The sequence below is a fragment of the Kosakonia quasisacchari genome, from assembly GCF_004331415.1.
Classification (GTDB): domain Bacteria; phylum Pseudomonadota; class Gammaproteobacteria; order Enterobacterales; family Enterobacteriaceae; genus Kosakonia; species Kosakonia quasisacchari.
In genome coordinates this window covers 17,562-33,307 of record NZ_SJOP01000011.1, presented here as the reverse complement: position 1 = coordinate 33,307, position 15,746 = coordinate 17,562, and the positions used below count along the sequence as shown (strand labels likewise).

Sequence of the window (15,746 nt, the reverse complement as noted above, 5' to 3'; positions counted from 1 at the left end):
ACGAAGAAAGGAGTCTTTATGAATAACCCATCCCATGCTGTTTTTAGCGTGCATTACATTGGCCTCAACCTGAAAAAAGGGGTAACGGCAGGAGATTTTGAACACTTCGCCCGCGAGCGCGGCGCGCAGATCCCGGCGTATCCGGGCTGGCGCTGGACGTTGCTTAAAGGTTTGCGCGGCGAGCGAGAAAACGAGTATCTGATGCTGTACGAAGCACCAGATGCGGAGCAGTACGCCCGCTATGTGACGGTCAGTGGAGAACAGACCGCCGAAGCGCAACGCTTCTGGCAGCAGCACCCGCAGGCACTGGCGCTGATTGCTGAATGGAAAACCTTCGCAACGTTTGCCGAACTGCCGACCATTTTCACCACCTACTCCCTGGTAGCGGAAAATAGAAATAGCTCCCTGCCGGACGGGCCAAACTACCAGGCCAAAGCCGGGCAAGAAACGGTGTCGCGCGTCGTTGGTTTCCACAATCTCGCACTGCGCGCGGGTGTACTACCGCAGACCTTCGAAAAATTCATTACCGATAATATCCACCGCGTCGAGGATTACCCTGGCTGGAAATTCCACATGCTGAAAGGTCAGGGCGGTAATCGCCTCGATCAGTATGCGGTGATGCTGGAAATCGAAAGTCTGGCGTCGCTGAACGCCTTTCATCCGGGGCTGGATGTGTCCACGGAAAAATCACTGGCCTTTGTCGCCGCGCATCAGGATACGGAACGCATGTATGACGAGTGGCGCACGCTCGCTTCGTTTTCCGGTGCGCCACAGCTCTACACGGACTATCTGGCGATAGCCGGAAACGCAGGCTAACTCCACTTACTCCTGTCTGGCGGTGGCGGCCATTAAATGGGTCAGATCACCGCCCAGACGGGTGTTTTGCAGCGGGCGCAGGCGCACAATATGCTGGCGCAGCGCATCATCACAGGTATAAAGCTGGCACCAACCTTCAAGCCAGGCCAGATTGGTCGGGTGCTGTAAAAACGACACATCCTGCGTAACGCCCGTTTTTTGCGCAAACGGCTGCGCATCGGCTAACCCACTAATCACCTGGTCACCCAGACGTCGCAGCGCGTGGTGATTTTCTGCCTTTGGATCGACACCGTTCGCACGGGCGAACAGCGCAATCATCACCAGCGGCTGGATAGCGTAATTGTGGTAAGAAAACGCCCGCTGACGACGGCGCAGTTCGTTGGGTAAAAAACCTTCCTGATCAATTTGCTGCATCGCCGTGCGGTAAATATCCAGCGCGTCAGTAAACAGATCGCGCCGCTGAGTGACTACTGCCGTTGCCATAATGGCCCAGGCCGCCCAGTAGCTGTGGTTATTGACTTTATCCAGCGGTAAATCATGCCACTCATTAACCGTTAAATCGCCCAGTGTACTCAGCCAGCGCTCAATATTTGCCTGCTGAGCCGGATACGCGCGCAGTGGATGCTGAGGCGAATATTGCAACTGCAGCCAGGCAGAAGAGAAGGTGGCCAGCGCCCATTTACGCATTGATCTGCCGGTATGGTTTTTCGCATCGCCTGTTAACGCGCCCGCGCTGGCCCAGTCCGCCAGGGCGTTAACCACACAGGCGACATTCGATGGGTTTCCACTTTGCGCCCAGGCGCTGACCAGGCGGCTGACAAAGCGTTCCATATCGGTAATCGGTTTTGTTTGCTGGCGAAAAGCAGCATCTGCCTCAGGGTTGAGCGTGGCACGCGCGCTGTCGGAGCCTTCATATTTGCTGTGAAAGTCCAGCTCGCCAGTAAAAGGGCCAGGTGCAGTGGGGCAGTTAACCGATTTTGCTGTTTGCTGATGGGGTTCCGGCAGTTGCATAAACCCGGCGGGAGGAGAAAGGCTATCAGCGCCATGGGCTGCTGCCGAAAGGATGAAGATCAGCACTGCTCTGAGAAACACCATGCTATGTCCTGTTTTCCGCGATCGGGGAGCAGCACTATAGCATGGTGTTTGGGGCAATCAGCTACCGCCAAAAACATGCACCGCGCGATGCAGACGGGCGGCGCGTTCAGAGAGATCTTCCGCCGCGCTGGTGACATGTTCCACCATCCCGGTGTTGTTGTGCGTCATGGTGCCGATACGCGAAACGGACTGGTTAATCAGCTCGAGTGCCTGCGTTTGTTCATGGGTGGCGATACCGATCTCTTTGATCATCGCCGACATATTGATCACACTGTCGATCATCGCCGTAAGGTGCGTTTCGGTGTTCGCGACCATCTCAACACCGCTCTTCACGTTAGCCACGTTGTGTTCGATAAGCGTCTGAATTTCACGCGCGGCAGACGCGGAGTGTTGCGCAAGATTACGCACTTCCGCCGCTACCACTGCAAATCCGCGCCCGGACTCACCGGCACGCGCCGCTTCCACCGCCGCGTTCAGCGCCAGAATATTGGTCTGGAATGCGATACTGTCGATGACGCCAATAATGTCGACGATTTTATTATTGTCCGCCGAAACAGCCTGCATCATGGTAATGGTCTTTTTCATCACATCACCGCTTTCCATCGCGCTGGCGCTGGTCTCATCCGCGCGCGTCATCGCTTCTGTTGCGGTTTCCGCCGTTTGCCTGACCGCACTGGCGATCTCTTCAACGGCCGCCGCGGTCTGGTGCAGATCGCCGGAGGTCTCTTCCGTGCGTTGACGCAGGGAGTCGCCTTCGCTGGAAATGCGTCCGCTAATAACGCGAATCCCTTTTATTTGCGCGGAAACATCGCCAACCAGCGAGTTAAGATTTAACCCGGACTGGTTTACCAGGCGCATCAACAAACCGATTTCATCCACGCGGTTAAAATGGTGATAGTCGGCTTTGCGTCCGGATACTACTTTTTGCATTTGTGACAAAACTATCTTCAGCGGGCGTGATATTTGGCTCTGCAAAAAAATGGAAAGCAACCCCAATATAATGACTGTCACACCGGCTTTTTCCGCAGCATTAAATGGAACAAACTGCAATACCACTAAGAGAGCAGCGGTAATAATCGTGCCCATATTAATGCGTTTTGAAACACTAATCCGCTGAAAAAGTGAGAGGAAAGAAAATAACCCTCGGCGAACCACTAAACCTTTATAAAAACGGAAGCCTTTAAGTTTGTTTTCATTCACCCGATCATAAAGTGCAGCGCTGGCGTCAATTTCTTCACGTTGTGGAATATTCCGCACCGAGATATAACCGGTCAACGCTCCTTGCTGATAAACAGGTGTTACGTTGGCGCGCACCCAGTAGTGATCGCCATTCTGCCGGCGGTTCTTCACCATCCCGGTCCAGCTATCACCTTGTTGGATGGTAAACCACATATCGCCAAAAGCGGCGGGAGGCATATCGGGATGGCGAATAATATTGTGCGCTTCACTCATCAACTGATCTTCGGTAAATCCGCTGGCGTCAATAAATGCCGTATTGGCATAAGTAATATGGCTGTGCGTATTTGTGGTCGACAACAACGTCGCCCCATCGTTAAGCAAATACTCTTTCTGTGTAACAGGAGTGTTACGCTTCATGAAAAACCCCGTAATGTACCGCGATCAATAAATTGCTGACGCGGTAATAGGTGTTTTTATAATTTACCGGCCAGTGAGTTTTTGTTATTACCTGAGCATTCTCCACAAAGTTATCGGCAACGGAAAGTAGCTGCGTTAAATATTTTTTTAGTCATACTTACGACTCAATTTATAAATATTGTTATGATTTTGCGAAAGAAAAATGACGACATAAAAACAAACCAGTTATAAGTACATTCTTAAGTCAAATTAATAGCCGGTGATGCAGTAAAGGCGAATAAATAGACGATCAAAAATAGAAACATTAACATCTCAGGCTAGCATTTTTACTTTTAGATAAAGTCTCAAGTATAAGAAAAGGACAATAACATTATTCTATTTATGGTTATTATCGATGGTGCAGAATATTTATTGCGGGCAGTAGGGCGGCGGAAACCCGCCGCATAACGATTAATGGCTGAGGATTTGGTCGAGGAACTGGCGAGTGCGCGGATGCGCAGGCTGGGTGAAGAACGTTTCCGGCGGCGCAGACTCAACGATGCGCCCGTCGGCCATCAAAATCACGTTATCCGCCACGGTGCGGGCAAAGCCCATTTCGTGAGTCACCACAATCATCGTCATGCCGCTGTCCGCCAGATCCAGCATCACATCCAGCACTTCTTTGATCATTTCCGGGTCCAGCGCTGAGGTTGGCTCGTCAAACAGCATAATCTCCGGTTGCATACAGAGCGCGCGGGCAATCGCCACGCGCTGCTGCTGACCGCCGGAGAGCTGCAGCGGGAACTTATGCGCCTGATTGGCGATCTGCACTTTTTCCAGATAGTGCATCGCCAGCTCCGTTGCCTGCGGGCGGCTCATCTTGCGCACCAGCGTTGGGCCGATTATCAGGTTATCCAGCACGCTTAAATGCGGGAACAGGTTAAATTGCTGAAACAGCATCCCGATGCTCAAACGAATGCGGCTGATGTTGCGCACGTTGTCGTTCATTTCGATACCGTTCACCAGAATCTGACCTTTCTGGTGCTCTTCCAGCCGGTTAATGCAGCGGATAAGCGTGGATTTGCCGGAACCGGATGGGCCGCAAATCACCACGCGTTCGCCTTTTTTAACGCTGAGCGAGACATCATCCAGCACCTGAAATTTCCCGTACCATTTGCTGACGGAGGTCATTTGAATGATCGCGTCGTGCGCGGGGGTAGTGGTTTGCATCAGGATACTCCTTCAGGGTTGCGGCGTTCATCGATACGCCCTTCGACCCACACCGCATAACGGGAAAGCGAAAAGCCAAACAGTAAATACAGGCAGGCGATAAAAACGTAGGTTTCGATGTAGTAACGACGCCATACGGGATCCTGCATCACTGCGGTGGTGGCCGTCAGCACATCGAACAAGCCGATAATGATCACGAATGATGAGTTCTTCATCGCCGCAATAATATGGTTGGTCACTGCCGGCAGACAGATGCGCAGCGCCTGCGGCAACACAATTTTGGTGGTGGTATGCCAGTAGCCCAGATTCAGCACCGCCGCCGCTTCATACTGGCCGCGCGGCACGGCCTGCAAACCGCCACGGATCACTTCAGCCTGGTAGCAGGCAAAGAACAGAGCGATACCAATAATCACCCGCAGCAGCTTGTTGACTTCCATCCCGGCCGGCAAAAACAGCGGAAAGACATTCACGGCGACAAACAAGATCGTGATCAACGGCACGCCGCGTAACCCTTCAATAAACACTACCGACAAACCGCGCAAAAACGGCAGCGGGGAGCGGCGGCCCAGTGCCAGCACCACCGACACCGGCATGCCGATAATCACCGTCCCGGAAAAGAGCAGCAGCGTTAGCGGCAAACCACCCCAGTCCGCAGAAGAGACAGCAGGCAGCCCGAATACGCCACCGCTCATCAGCACCGACATGACAACCAGCGAGACTATCCATAGTGGCCACAACAGACGCGAGTGCCAGCACATCGGCGACAGAGAAAGACCAACGGTGACAAACCACACCAGCACCGCCAGTGCGGCACGCCACTGCTCATCATAGGGATAGAGCCCAAAGAGGATCGGGCGATATTTCTCACCTATCACTGCCCAGCAGGCACCGGCCGCCGCCCGGCATTGCTCTGCCGTACCACTAAAACCAACTGCATCAATCACCGCCCAGCGCAGGATCGTTGACCCCACCAGCGCCAGCACAATTAACAACAGCAGCGTCAACACGCTTTGCGCAATGCTGCTAAACAAATGGCGACGCAGCCAAAAAACCACAGAGTTTTGCATAACGGTTCCTTAGCGCTCTTTAATCGCGACGTAGCGGTTAAACAGGTTCATCAACAGCGACGTGGTACCGCTAATGACCAGATACACCACCATCATAATGGCAATAGCTTCCAGTGCCTGGCCGGTCTGGCTCATCATGGTGTTACTGATATTCGCCAGTTCCGGATAACCAATTACCACGGCTATTGAACTGTTTTTCGCCAGGCTCACATACTTGCTTGCCAGGGGCGGCACCATCACCCGCATCGCCTGTGGAATAACGACATGGCGCATGACATGCCACGGTGAAAACGACAGCGCACGCGCCGCTTCAAGCTGCCCCTTTGGCACGGACTGAATGCCTGCGCGAACAATTTCGGCGATATAGGCAGACGAGTAGAGCGAGATCCCCAGCAACAATGCGGTAAATTCCGGGCTGATGGTAAACCCGCCGCGAAAGTTAAACCCGCGCAGCTCCGGGCTGTTCAGCGCATGAGGCGCCCCGGCCAACCACCACACCAGTAGCGGCAGAGCGATAATCAACGCGAGGCGAATACGCCCTGTTGGCAGTACTTTGCTGTGTCGCTCGCGCCAGTAACGTGCCAGAAATGAAACGAACAGGCTTAACACACAGCCAATCAGCAGCGCCAGCAACGTCCATAGCCAGCCGCTGTGCGCCGCCGGAACGCTGAACGTTAACCCCCGGTTGGTGAGAAAACCGCCCGGCAGTTCTATCGCCTGGCGCGGCGCGGGCAGGTTGCGGATCACCATTGACCAGAAGATCACATGCAGGATCACCGGGACATTGCGCAGCAGCTCCACGTAAGTGACGCACACTTTCATCAATAACCAGTTTTTGGAAACCCGACCAATACCGACCAAAAATCCGAGCAGTGTCGCCAGCACAATGCCGCACAGCGTCACATAAAGTGTGTTCAGAAACCCAACCACCAGCGCGCGAGTGTAGGTGTCGTTCGCGGTGTAGGGAATTAATGTTTCCCCGATGGCGAACTGCGCAGGCTGGTGCAGAAAACCGAAACCGGTCGAGATACGTTGTGCATGCAGGTTTTCCACCACGTTGCTATAAAGCCAGTAGCCAAAACCCACAAGCAGCGCCGCCAGCAACAGCTGGTAGCAGGCGCTGCGCACGGACTTACTGCCAAAAAAGGTGAAAAGGCGAAACGCGGTGGCCTCGCGCGTCGCTTCAGACGCCAGAACACCGGAGTTGTCAGACTGTTTCATCATTAAAATTACGACTGTGGCAGGAGTGGAGAAGGGCCGCCCCGCAAGACGGAGGCGGCCCGGCGATTAACGGATCGGCAGACCGTAAAGCAGGCCACCTTTGTTCCATTGATTATTCAAATCGCGATCCAGCGGTTCAGCGCTTTTTGGGCCGAAGTGGCGGTTGTAAATATCGCCATAGTTGCCCACCTGTTTCACGATGTTGTACACCCATTTGTCATCCAGCCCCAGTTTCTGACCGAAGCCGCCAGTGACACCCAGCAGGCCCTGGACATCCGGATCGGTGGATTTCAGTTTTTCATCGACATTGCTCTGGTTAACATCCATCTCTTCGGCATCGAAGGTGGCATAAACCACCCATTTCACAATGTCATACCACTGGTTGTCGCCTTTGCGTACCGCCATCGCCAGCGGCTCTTTGGAGTACATACCCGGCAGGATCACATGATCCTGCGGTTTGTCGGTATCGAACGCCAGGATGCCGGGCAGCGCCACTTTATCGCGGGCGATCACATCACAGCGACCGGCGAGGTAGGCCGCAACGTACTCTTTGTTGTTTTCAATAACCACTGGCGTGTAGTGAATATTGCGCGAGCCAAAAATCTGCGCGACGTTACGTTCGGTACTGCTTGGCGTGACACAAACGGTTGCGCCGTCGAGATCTTCAAGTTTTTTCACGCCGCTGTTGGCGCGCACCATAAAGCCGGTGCCGGTGTAAAAGTTAGGCGGAGCAAAACTGATGCCGAGCGACACGTCATTGGTCAGCGTGGCGGTGGTATTGCGTGACAGCACATCTACTTCGCCAGACTGCAGCGCCATAAAGCGTTGTGCGGTAGAGAGCGGGGTGAAGCGCACTTTCGACGCGTCGCCCAGCACTGCGGTTGCCAGCGCACGGCAGAAATCAACATCGAGACCTTCCCACTGGCCTTTGCTGTTGATCGCGGCAAAACCGTGACGGGCAGGGTGAACGCCACACACCAGTTCACCACGCGCTTTGATTTTTTTCACGGTATCGCCATTAACAGCAGGCGCATTTTCCGCCTGGGCAGGCGCAAGGAAGCTGCCAAGCGCCAGCAGCAAGGCTGAGGCGGCAAGGTGAGATTTTTTGAGCATGACCGATCCTTTTTAAAAGTTGCTATCCAATTAATTAACTGTATTTATTACTGATTTCACTAACATATCCGTTTGTACACACATGTTCCTCATCCATGACCTCTTTAGCAAAGAACGAATTCAGTAAAGCATATCCAGAAACTGACGAACGAATTATTGCAACCATCCCTGCACACCCTGCCACAGCAACTGCGCGCTGAGCAGGATCATGGTAATGCGAAACAGTATGCGGAATAGCCGCTCCGGTACGTTATCCAGCACCCGCGTTCCCAGCCAGGTGCCCAGCGCGCCGCTGATAATCATTGCCGCCAGTACGGGTAACCAGTTGGCCCAGGCAAAGCCCATCAGCCCAAAAGCGAGGATCTTTAACCCGTGTTGCAACACCATGCAGGTTGCATGCGTGGCAATCAGCGGCTGGCGTTTAAGCCCTTGCGAACTGATAAGCCCGGCGACCATCGGCCCGGTTGCGCCAACAATCATCGTCCCCAGACTACTTACCGCGCCGCCAAGAATAAACAACGGACGGCTCAGCGGTTTCTGCTCCCCGCGTTTACGCAGCACCGACCAGAGAATAAACAATCCCAGCGCAATGCGGGCGATGCTGTCCGGGATCACCGCGGCAACCGGTGCGCCAACGGCAATGCCGACCGCGCTACCCAGTAAAAACCACAGCACCAGCGGCCACACCACGTGGACACGTTGAATCAGCGTCCGGCTGAAGTTGGAGCCAAGCTGCACCATGCCGTGTACCGGCATCAGGCTACTTACCGGCATCCCCAGCCCCATAATCGCCAGCAGCGCCGTGCCGCCGCCGAGGCCCATGGCGGCCGTCAGCGCCGATGTCAGAAAACTGCAAAACACCATCACCCCGGCAAATAACGGGGAAATTTCCGGCGGAATCAACGTCAGTGTCATGCTCACATCCGTTTAACGAAAATCATCCTGCAGCAGGCGATGATACAGCGCTTGTGCCTCTGCCGCTGGCAGAATACGGCTGGCGCAATCAAGAAATTTCTGTTCAATCAAGTTATCCGGCAGTGGGATTGCCGGGCTGGAACCTCGCGCACCGGCGACCCGCAAGGCAAACTGCCGCCCGTCGACGGTCGCCAGCGTGACGAAGGCGCTGTGTGTAATCTCTTCGTCATGGCGCTCAAGCGTCACTTTCTGCATTAAGGTCTGTGTCGCCGGATCCTGAAAACGCGCGTCGTCGATAAAATCATCCAGCGTCAGAGTGCCGGTGACAAACGCACGCGCCACGCAATAATGCAGGCTGAATTTACCCGCCAGCGGGTTTTCCGGTTGCGGAATATTGATATGCGGGAAGCGGATCGGGTGAACTTTCACCTCGATATGTTCAATCTCATGCGGCTGCAACCCGGTTTCCTCACGCAGCGCCAGCACGCCATCCAGCGGCGACAAAATAGCGTAACAGCATGGGAAGTATTTGTAATTGTTACTCTTCACGGTATCGAGAATAAACGGCGTTGCATCCCAGTTTTCTGTTAACGGTAAAGGGTCGACATTCGCCTGGCCGTTATAGACGTGGAAATACCCCTGATGATGCTCAAACGCGGTGGGGCCTGCGCTAAAACCCTCTTTTGCCAGTTTGCAGGCCATCACCGCGCTGCGCGCCGCCTGACCGACCGCCAGGGCTTTGGTTTCCGTGCCGAAGTTCGATTTAATACCGCTGGCGAGTGAAGCGGTCATGGCCAGCGCCGTTGCGGTTTGCTCTTCATTAAGATTGAGTGCCACCGCGCAGGCCGCCACACCGGCGAAAACGCCGACCGTGGTGGTCGGATGCCAGCCATGACGGTACTGAAACGGGCTCACGGCTTTACCCATGCGCACGGCGGTTTCATAGCCGGTAATATAAGCGCGTAACACTGCTTCGCCATTAATGTCCAGCTCATCCGCCAGCGCCAGCAGCGCGGGCAAAACGGCGACAGAAATATGGCCGTGCAGCCAGGAGTTGGAATCATCAAAATCAAGCAGGTGCGAAGAGACGCCATTTAACAGGGCGGCATCCAGCGCGTTCAACGTGAGATCGGTGCCGAACACGCGACTGCTGCCGGTCGCGGCAGAAGGGGCGATTACCGCACGCAGTTTGCGCGAGCCATCCTGCACACCGCCAGCAAGCGTCACGCCTAACGTATCGATTATCGCGGTACGTGCCAGGGCGTACGCGGCCTGCGGGAAAGCCTGCCGGGAGAACGCCAGTAAATTACCGGCAAGTTGTCGGGCAATGGTCATGAACAGATTTCCTGTACAAAAAAAGAATTAGTGGTCGCCGGCAAGTAACCCGGTGATGCGCGCCAGTGAACCCGGGCGCTCAAAGTGCAGGGCGGCGTCATATAACTGTGCGCTTCGCGCCGCGCCAAGAACAGGAACGGTGAGGGCGTCAAATTTAGCGCGCAACTCGTCATCGCTCAGTGGATTTTGCGCGTGTCCGCGATAGACATCCGTATGCGCATGCAACACGCTGCCATCATCCAGCCAGACATCAATAAAGGCGGAACTGGCGGACTGCCCCTCAACCGCTTCCACTTCCAGCAGCGGCAGCAGCGCGCGCGGGCGCGGATCATCAACCGTCGCCTGAGTGAAATCAGTATCTGTCAGCGCGTAGCCGCTTAAGGCGAGGGTGATACAGTGAGGAATGCTGAATTTACTCTCCAGCGGCGTACGCGGATCCATGATTCCTGCGTTAACCATTCCCATCGGATGCACTTTTGCCGAAATTCGGGTGATAGTGCGCCCCTGCAATTGTGGGTAAAGTTTACGTGCGGTTTCAATGGAAGCATGCGTACCACGGCAACTGGCATATAGCTTGTAACCGTTGGTGAGTAATTCCCAGCTTTCGCCGAAATCAAGCGGGGGAATTTCCGCGCTGCCGTCCTGGATAAAGATTTTTACCCAGCCGTCAGCTTCATAAAAATGGTGGGCACCGACAAAATTTTCTGCGGCCAGTTCAGCCGCCAGAATACCGTCCATTGCCGCTTTCCCGGCATGGAATGGTTTTCCGTGAGTGCCAGAAGATTTCTGCAAACCGCCCATCATGGTTGCCGCCGCGCCCAGCGCGTTGCGAACTTGTTCTTCGGAAAGTTGCAAAATCGCCGCAGCAACGGCTGCCGCGCCGGCGCGACCGACAACAGAAGTAGGGTGGAAACCACGACGTTGCAGGTTACGTCCAACGCCCGGAACCCAGCCGCCGCCCAGTTTCGCCATCACTTCAAAACCGGTGATGAAGGCCAGCAGAACGTGTTCCTCCGCAACCGGATGCGCCTGCGCCATTGCCAGCGCCGTTGACCAGCACGGGCCGCCGGGATGACCCGCGCCTGCAGGATGCGTGTCGTCGTAATCGGCTGCATGCGCCATGGTGGCGTTCACTAATGCGGCAAGAGCAGGGGTGGTAGTGGTAGAAAGGAAAATTTGCGCATCACCGGCGGCGTTCCATTTTTTCGCCACCTGGCGAACCGCGTTAACGGCATCGTCATTAACGGCGCCGAGCGCTACGCCGAGATAATCAATTAATGCGCGTTTGGCTTCGTGCCGTACGGCGGGTGGCACAACGAGTTGATTAGCATGGCTGATAAAATGGCTTAGCTGTTCTCCACGGGTTAATGCAGTTTCTGCTTTCGTTGTCATGGTAAAACAAGTTTTCCCTGGTGTTGACTTGCAAATACGGTGTTGGCTAACAAAATAAAAAGCAAATATTCGTTTTGTGTTTAATTGGATTCATTTGTATACAATGAACTTAAAATAAACATAGCAGCGATTTCGTAAACGTCAAAAGATGTTTTTTAAATAAGCAAAGAATAAAAAATGCAAAAGCGTCCCCGTTACTGTGGCAAGATGAGCGACGGCAGGGTGCAGACTTTGCAAAGCCATCATCAGTACATACGAAAGGAGCTAAAACGTGAAATCGACGGGTCGCGATGCGGGCTTAACGCCGTTTGAAATTCTTATTTCCGCCATTGAAGCGGGGGAGTTGCTGCCGGGAGAGCGTTTACAGGAGACACGGCTGGCAGAGCAGTTCGGTCTTAGCCGAACGCCGATACGTGAAGCGCTTCACCGCCTGGAAACGCTTGGGCTTGCCGAACCGGGACCGCAACGCGGGTTGATCATCGCCCATATCAGTTACGAGCGTCTGCGTCAGTTGTTTGATGTGCGCGAGGGGCTTGAACGGCTGGCGATGGCGCTGGCAGTGAATGCCGCCTCTGACGCAGAGATAGCTCTGCTACAGGAGATAGTTCACGCCGAAGCCTCACTCACCGACAGTAAAGCACTTCACGATCACAACCGCATGTTCCACCGCCAAATCTACCGCGCAACACATAATCCCTATCTCAATGAAATGCTCGACAATTTACGCATCCATTTGTCGTTATTGCGCAGCACCACCTACGAACTGAAAGAGCGTACCGAAGAGTCCAAACGCGAACACCAGGCCATTGTTGATGCGCTGGCGCGCCGTGACAGTGCCGCAGCGCAGGAAATCGCCTGTGAGCATATTCGTCACGGCTATCGCGCACGTTTGACCATTTTAAGCCAGCGAGAACGCTAACAGAATGCCCCTTATTTGACGGACGGAAATCCTCGACCGCTGATAGACTCCGAAATGGCGTAATTTTAATCGGGCTTTCTGTGGGCATTCTGAGGGTAGCATTTCGTGTTAGCGACTTTGATTTACCGTAGCCGACTGAATCGAACATTAGATCCCTCTCAACTGGCAGGCCTTGTCGAACGAGCAAGCCTTCGCAACGCGCAATTGCAGGTAACGGGAATTTTACTGTTCGACGGCGAGCATTTTTTACAGGTTCTTGAGGGACCGCTGGCATCGGTTAACGCGGTGTATGAGCTGATTGGCAAAGATCCCCGTCACGGTAACGTGGTCGAGCTGCTGCGTGATTTCGCGCCGCGCCGCCGCTTTGTTGACCGAGGGATGGTGTTGTTCGACCTGCGAGTGATGAGACCCGCCGTCGTGCTACGCGCGATCCTCCGCTTTGGCACACTGAAATATAAAGTGGCCAGCAATGATCGGGTCTACAAATTTATTCGCACCTTTATCGCCTCGCCCAACACCAATGGCGGGGTGCGCAACACATCGCCCGAACAGTGGCGTTTCGCCATAAAAACATCACCTTTCGCCAGTGATACCCCTGTATTTCATGAGCAGCCGTGCCAGTTTGCCTTTCAGCCCATTATTGAACCGTTGCGCGGCAATATTTCGTCACTGGAAGCCCTGATCCGTGGGCCGGACGGCGGCAGCCCGCAGGAATATTTCTCAACGATTGCGCCAAACAAGCTGCATGAAGCTGACCTGGCATCAAAAGGCTGGGCGCTGGCAACGGCGCGTCGCCTGGGCATTGGGAATCACAAAGTCGCCATTAATTTACTGCCAATGTCGCTGGTCAAAATCCCCGGTGCAGTGGACATTTTGCTTAATCACATCACCCGTAACCATCTGAATCCTGGGCAGATTATCGTCGAAGTGACAGAAGATGAAGTGATTTCTGGCTACGAAGAGTTCACCTGGGCCATTCGCCAACTGCGCGCCGCCGGAATTGGCCTTGCCATTGACGACTTTGGTTCCGGTTTTGCCGGGCTGTCATTGCTGGCGAAATTCCAGCCAGATAAACTCAAAATCGACCGTACCATCGTCACTGACATTCATCTGCACGGCCCGAAACAGGCGATTGTGAAAGCGATTATCGATTGCTGCGCCGAACTGCAAATTACCGTCGTTGCCGAAGGGGTTGAAAAGGTGGAAGAGTGGTGCTGGCTGGAGGCCGTTGGCATTCAGCGTTTCCAGGGGTTCTTGTTTGCACGCCCGGTGATTAATGGTGTCTCGGCAATTAACTGGCCACAGCGAATCCTTCACAAACTCTAATCTTTCCGGCAAAGCTCACTGATAAGGAGAATCCGCATGGGATTCTCCTTTTTGCCTGCTGCCGTGCGTATTACGCGAGAAATAGCGCAAACTCCAGCGTTATTTGGCTTATAAATCATCGTTCTACTATGCTTAATTGAATTACAGTGGATGTGTTGCGGGGAATAATGAAACTCAAAAGACGTGTTGCGCGAGCGCTGGCGCTCCATTCCTCCCTCGGTCGCAGTATCACTTTTTTTATGGTTGGTCTGTTACTGGCAGGCAGCGCGACCAGCGCATGGACCTTATCGCGCGCATGGGAACGCGTCGTTGAAGACACCGAACGGGATGCGATTAACCTTTCAGTTTCGCAGGCGCGCCAGGCCGAAGATACGTTTTTACAAACCGAACTGGTGCTGCGGGACATTCGCCGCAACCTGCCAACGGACAGCATCGAAGGCATTGATGTCAGCCAGTTCGGCAGTTATCTCGCAGAGCTCAAAGATCGATTACCGCAGTTGCATGGGCTGATGGTTTACGACACCCAGGGTAATATGAAAGCCACCTCGTTTGGCAAAATTCCGGTGCTGTCCAACAACAGTGACCGCGAATACTTTATTTACCATCGCCGTAACGGCCACGGCAGTATTCACATCGGGCATGTTATTCGCAGCCGCTCAACCGGCGATCTGGTGATTCCGGTGTCGCTGCGCATCAGCGACAGTTCCGGCGGTTTTGCCGGTGTTTTGCTGGCCACGGTAAACATCGACTATTTCCGCCACTTCTATGGCTATTTTGAGCTGCAAAGCCGCGACATGCTGGCGCTGGTAAACACTGACGGATCCGCCGTGTATGTGCGTCCTTATGGTGATGAAAGCATTAATCGTAACCTTTCTGCCAGCCCGTTATTTACCCGCGAACTGGCGAAAAAAGACCGAGGGAACGGCACCTGGGTTTCCGCGCTGGATCATATTGAGCGCATTTATGGATTCGCCCGGCTGGAGCGCTATCCGCTGGTGGTGGCAGCGGGTTATGACAAACCCGCGTTGTGGCAGGGCTGGCTCAAAGACAGCCTGCCGGATCTGGTGCTTAACGCCATGCTGCTACTGGGCACGTTGCTGATGGGGGCGATTATCTTCCGCCAGGTCAGGCTCAATGTGCGCAACCAGACGGAACTTGCCGTCCTGCGTGATGAGCTAACCAGCATCAACCACACCTTACAACTGATGGCGTTAGCCGACGGGTTGACCGGGCTTGCCAACCGTCGCCAGTTCGATCTGTTTCTGGCCAAAAGTTTGAAAGCCTCCGCGCTGACGCAAAAACCCGTATCGCTCATCATGCTCGATATCGACTATTTCAAGCGTTATAACGATTTTTATGGCCACGTTGCCGGCGATAACTGTCTGCGAATGGTCGGGGAAATTATTGCGAAACTGAAAATGCGCAGCCACGATTTGATTGCCCGTTACGGCGGCGAAGAGTTTGCCATTATTCTGCCCGATACCGGCCCGGAAGGTGCGCTGTTTGTCGCGCGCCAGGCGGTCGCGTTAGTGCGCAGCGCCAAAATTCCGCACACCAAAACCAGCGGACAAGACAATGTTGTCACCATCAGCGCAGGCTGCTACAGCCTGATTGCCGATGCGAATTTTGACGATGCCATCCGGCTGAAAGAGGGTGCAGATAAAGCACTTTACCAGGCCAAAATAGAAGGGCGCGACCGCGCGGTTGCCGCGACAGAAGAGCTGTTACGGCAACCGGAGTGA

At 54.3% G+C, this 15,746-nt stretch carries 13 protein-coding genes; 4 read left to right on the top strand and 9 right to left on the bottom strand.

Translation table 11 applies throughout. The annotated features are described in order from the left end of the window. Positions 1-18 precede the first annotated feature (18 nt). Positions 19-816: a hypothetical protein gene (locus E0L21_RS13255; RefSeq protein WP_131410192.1), complete on the top strand. Its 798-nt coding sequence runs from the start codon at positions 19-21 to the stop codon at positions 814-816. 6 nt (positions 817-822) lie between these two features. Here E0L21_RS13255 and E0L21_RS13250 read toward each other — a convergent pair whose 3' ends face one another. The 9 genes from E0L21_RS13250 to E0L21_RS13210 all read right to left on the bottom strand — a co-directional run bounded on the left by E0L21_RS13250 (position 823) and on the right by E0L21_RS13210 (position 11,759). Beyond that, positions 823-1,911 carry a mannuronate-specific alginate lyase gene (locus E0L21_RS13250; protein ID WP_131410190.1) on the bottom strand — a complete coding sequence of 363 codons (1,089 nt, stop codon included), beginning with the start codon at positions 1,909-1,911 and terminating at the stop codon, positions 823-825. Between the two features lie 57 nt (positions 1,912-1,968). Next, positions 1,969-3,507, bottom strand: a complete 1,539-nt coding sequence (locus E0L21_RS13245; RefSeq protein WP_131410188.1) for a methyl-accepting chemotaxis protein — start codon at positions 3,505-3,507, stop codon at positions 1,969-1,971. A gap of 450 nt (positions 3,508-3,957) precedes the next feature. After that, positions 3,958-4,716, bottom strand: coding sequence for an amino acid ABC transporter ATP-binding protein (locus E0L21_RS13240; protein ID WP_131410186.1), 759 nt, complete (start codon positions 4,714-4,716; stop codon positions 3,958-3,960). After that, positions 4,716-5,783, bottom strand: a complete 1,068-nt coding sequence (locus E0L21_RS13235) for an amino acid ABC transporter permease (RefSeq protein ID WP_131410184.1) — start codon at positions 5,781-5,783, stop codon at positions 4,716-4,718. The genes E0L21_RS13240 and E0L21_RS13235 overlap by 1 nt, the downstream gene beginning before the upstream one ends. A 9-nt stretch (positions 5,784-5,792) precedes the next feature. Beyond that, positions 5,793-7,007 (bottom strand): amino acid ABC transporter permease, encoded by a 1,215-nt coding sequence (locus E0L21_RS13230; protein ID WP_131410182.1) that lies wholly within the window; start codon positions 7,005-7,007, stop codon positions 5,793-5,795. Between the two features lie 63 nt (positions 7,008-7,070). Further along, positions 7,071-8,117, bottom strand: coding sequence for an amino acid ABC transporter substrate-binding protein (locus E0L21_RS13225; protein WP_017456806.1), 1,047 nt, complete (start codon positions 8,115-8,117; stop codon positions 7,071-7,073). A 153-nt stretch (positions 8,118-8,270) separates the two neighbouring features. After that, positions 8,271-9,032: a sulfite exporter TauE/SafE family protein gene (locus tag E0L21_RS13220; protein ID WP_131410180.1), complete on the bottom strand. Its 762-nt coding sequence runs from the start codon at positions 9,030-9,032 to the stop codon at positions 8,271-8,273. A gap of 12 nt (positions 9,033-9,044) precedes the next feature. Continuing rightward, entirely contained in the window at positions 9,045-10,367 is a 1,323-nt protein-coding gene (locus tag E0L21_RS13215) for an MmgE/PrpD family protein (RefSeq protein WP_131410178.1), read from the bottom strand. Between the two features lie 27 nt (positions 10,368-10,394). Further along, positions 10,395-11,759, bottom strand: coding sequence for an MmgE/PrpD family protein (locus E0L21_RS13210; RefSeq protein ID WP_131410176.1), 1,365 nt, complete (start codon positions 11,757-11,759; stop codon positions 10,395-10,397). A gap of 271 nt (positions 11,760-12,030) precedes the next feature. Here E0L21_RS13210 and E0L21_RS13205 point away from each other — a divergent pair, with 271 nt between their 5' ends. From E0L21_RS13205 to E0L21_RS13195, 3 genes are all read left to right on the top strand, one after another. Next, the gene (locus E0L21_RS13205; protein ID WP_131410174.1) at positions 12,031-12,678 is read left to right on the top strand and encodes a GntR family transcriptional regulator; all 648 of its coding nucleotides are present in this window, start codon (positions 12,031-12,033) and stop codon (positions 12,676-12,678) included. Between the two features lie 105 nt (positions 12,679-12,783). After that, entirely contained in the window at positions 12,784-14,004 is a 1,221-nt protein-coding gene (locus E0L21_RS13200; protein ID WP_131410172.1) for a diguanylate phosphodiesterase, read from the top strand. A gap of 167 nt (positions 14,005-14,171) precedes the next feature. Next, complete coding sequence (locus E0L21_RS13195; RefSeq protein WP_131410170.1) at positions 14,172-15,746, top strand: sensor domain-containing diguanylate cyclase; 1,575 nt, start codon at positions 14,172-14,174, stop codon at positions 15,744-15,746.

What these genes read in the sequence shown, in the direction of transcription:
- E0L21_RS13230 (WP_131410182.1), bottom strand. Translation starts at nt 7,007, where the DNA reads ATGATGAAACAGTCTGACAACTCCGGTGTTCTGGCGTCTGAAGCGACG.
- E0L21_RS13210 (WP_131410176.1), bottom strand. Translation starts at nt 11,759, where the DNA reads ATGACAACGAAAGCAGAAACTGCATTAACCCGTGGAGAACAGCTAAGC.
- E0L21_RS13225 (WP_017456806.1), bottom strand. Translation starts at nt 8,117, where the DNA reads ATGCTCAAAAAATCTCACCTTGCCGCCTCAGCCTTGCTGCTGGCGCTT.
- E0L21_RS13250 (WP_131410190.1), bottom strand. Translation starts at nt 1,911, where the DNA reads ATGGTGTTTCTCAGAGCAGTGCTGATCTTCATCCTTTCGGCAGCAGCC.
- E0L21_RS13240 (WP_131410186.1), bottom strand. Translation starts at nt 4,716, where the DNA reads ATGCAAACCACTACCCCCGCGCACGACGCGATCATTCAAATGACCTCC.
- E0L21_RS13245 (WP_131410188.1), bottom strand. Translation starts at nt 3,507, where the DNA reads ATGAAGCGTAACACTCCTGTTACACAGAAAGAGTATTTGCTTAACGAT.
- E0L21_RS13195 (WP_131410170.1), top strand. Translation starts at nt 14,172, where the DNA reads ATGAAACTCAAAAGACGTGTTGCGCGAGCGCTGGCGCTCCATTCCTCC.
- E0L21_RS13235 (WP_131410184.1), bottom strand. Translation starts at nt 5,783, where the DNA reads ATGCAAAACTCTGTGGTTTTTTGGCTGCGTCGCCATTTGTTTAGCAGC.
- E0L21_RS13215 (WP_131410178.1), bottom strand. Translation starts at nt 10,367, where the DNA reads ATGACCATTGCCCGACAACTTGCCGGTAATTTACTGGCGTTCTCCCGG.
- E0L21_RS13220 (WP_131410180.1), bottom strand. Translation starts at nt 9,032, where the DNA reads ATGACACTGACGTTGATTCCGCCGGAAATTTCCCCGTTATTTGCCGGG.
- E0L21_RS13255 (WP_131410192.1), top strand. Translation starts at nt 19, where the DNA reads ATGAATAACCCATCCCATGCTGTTTTTAGCGTGCATTACATTGGCCTC.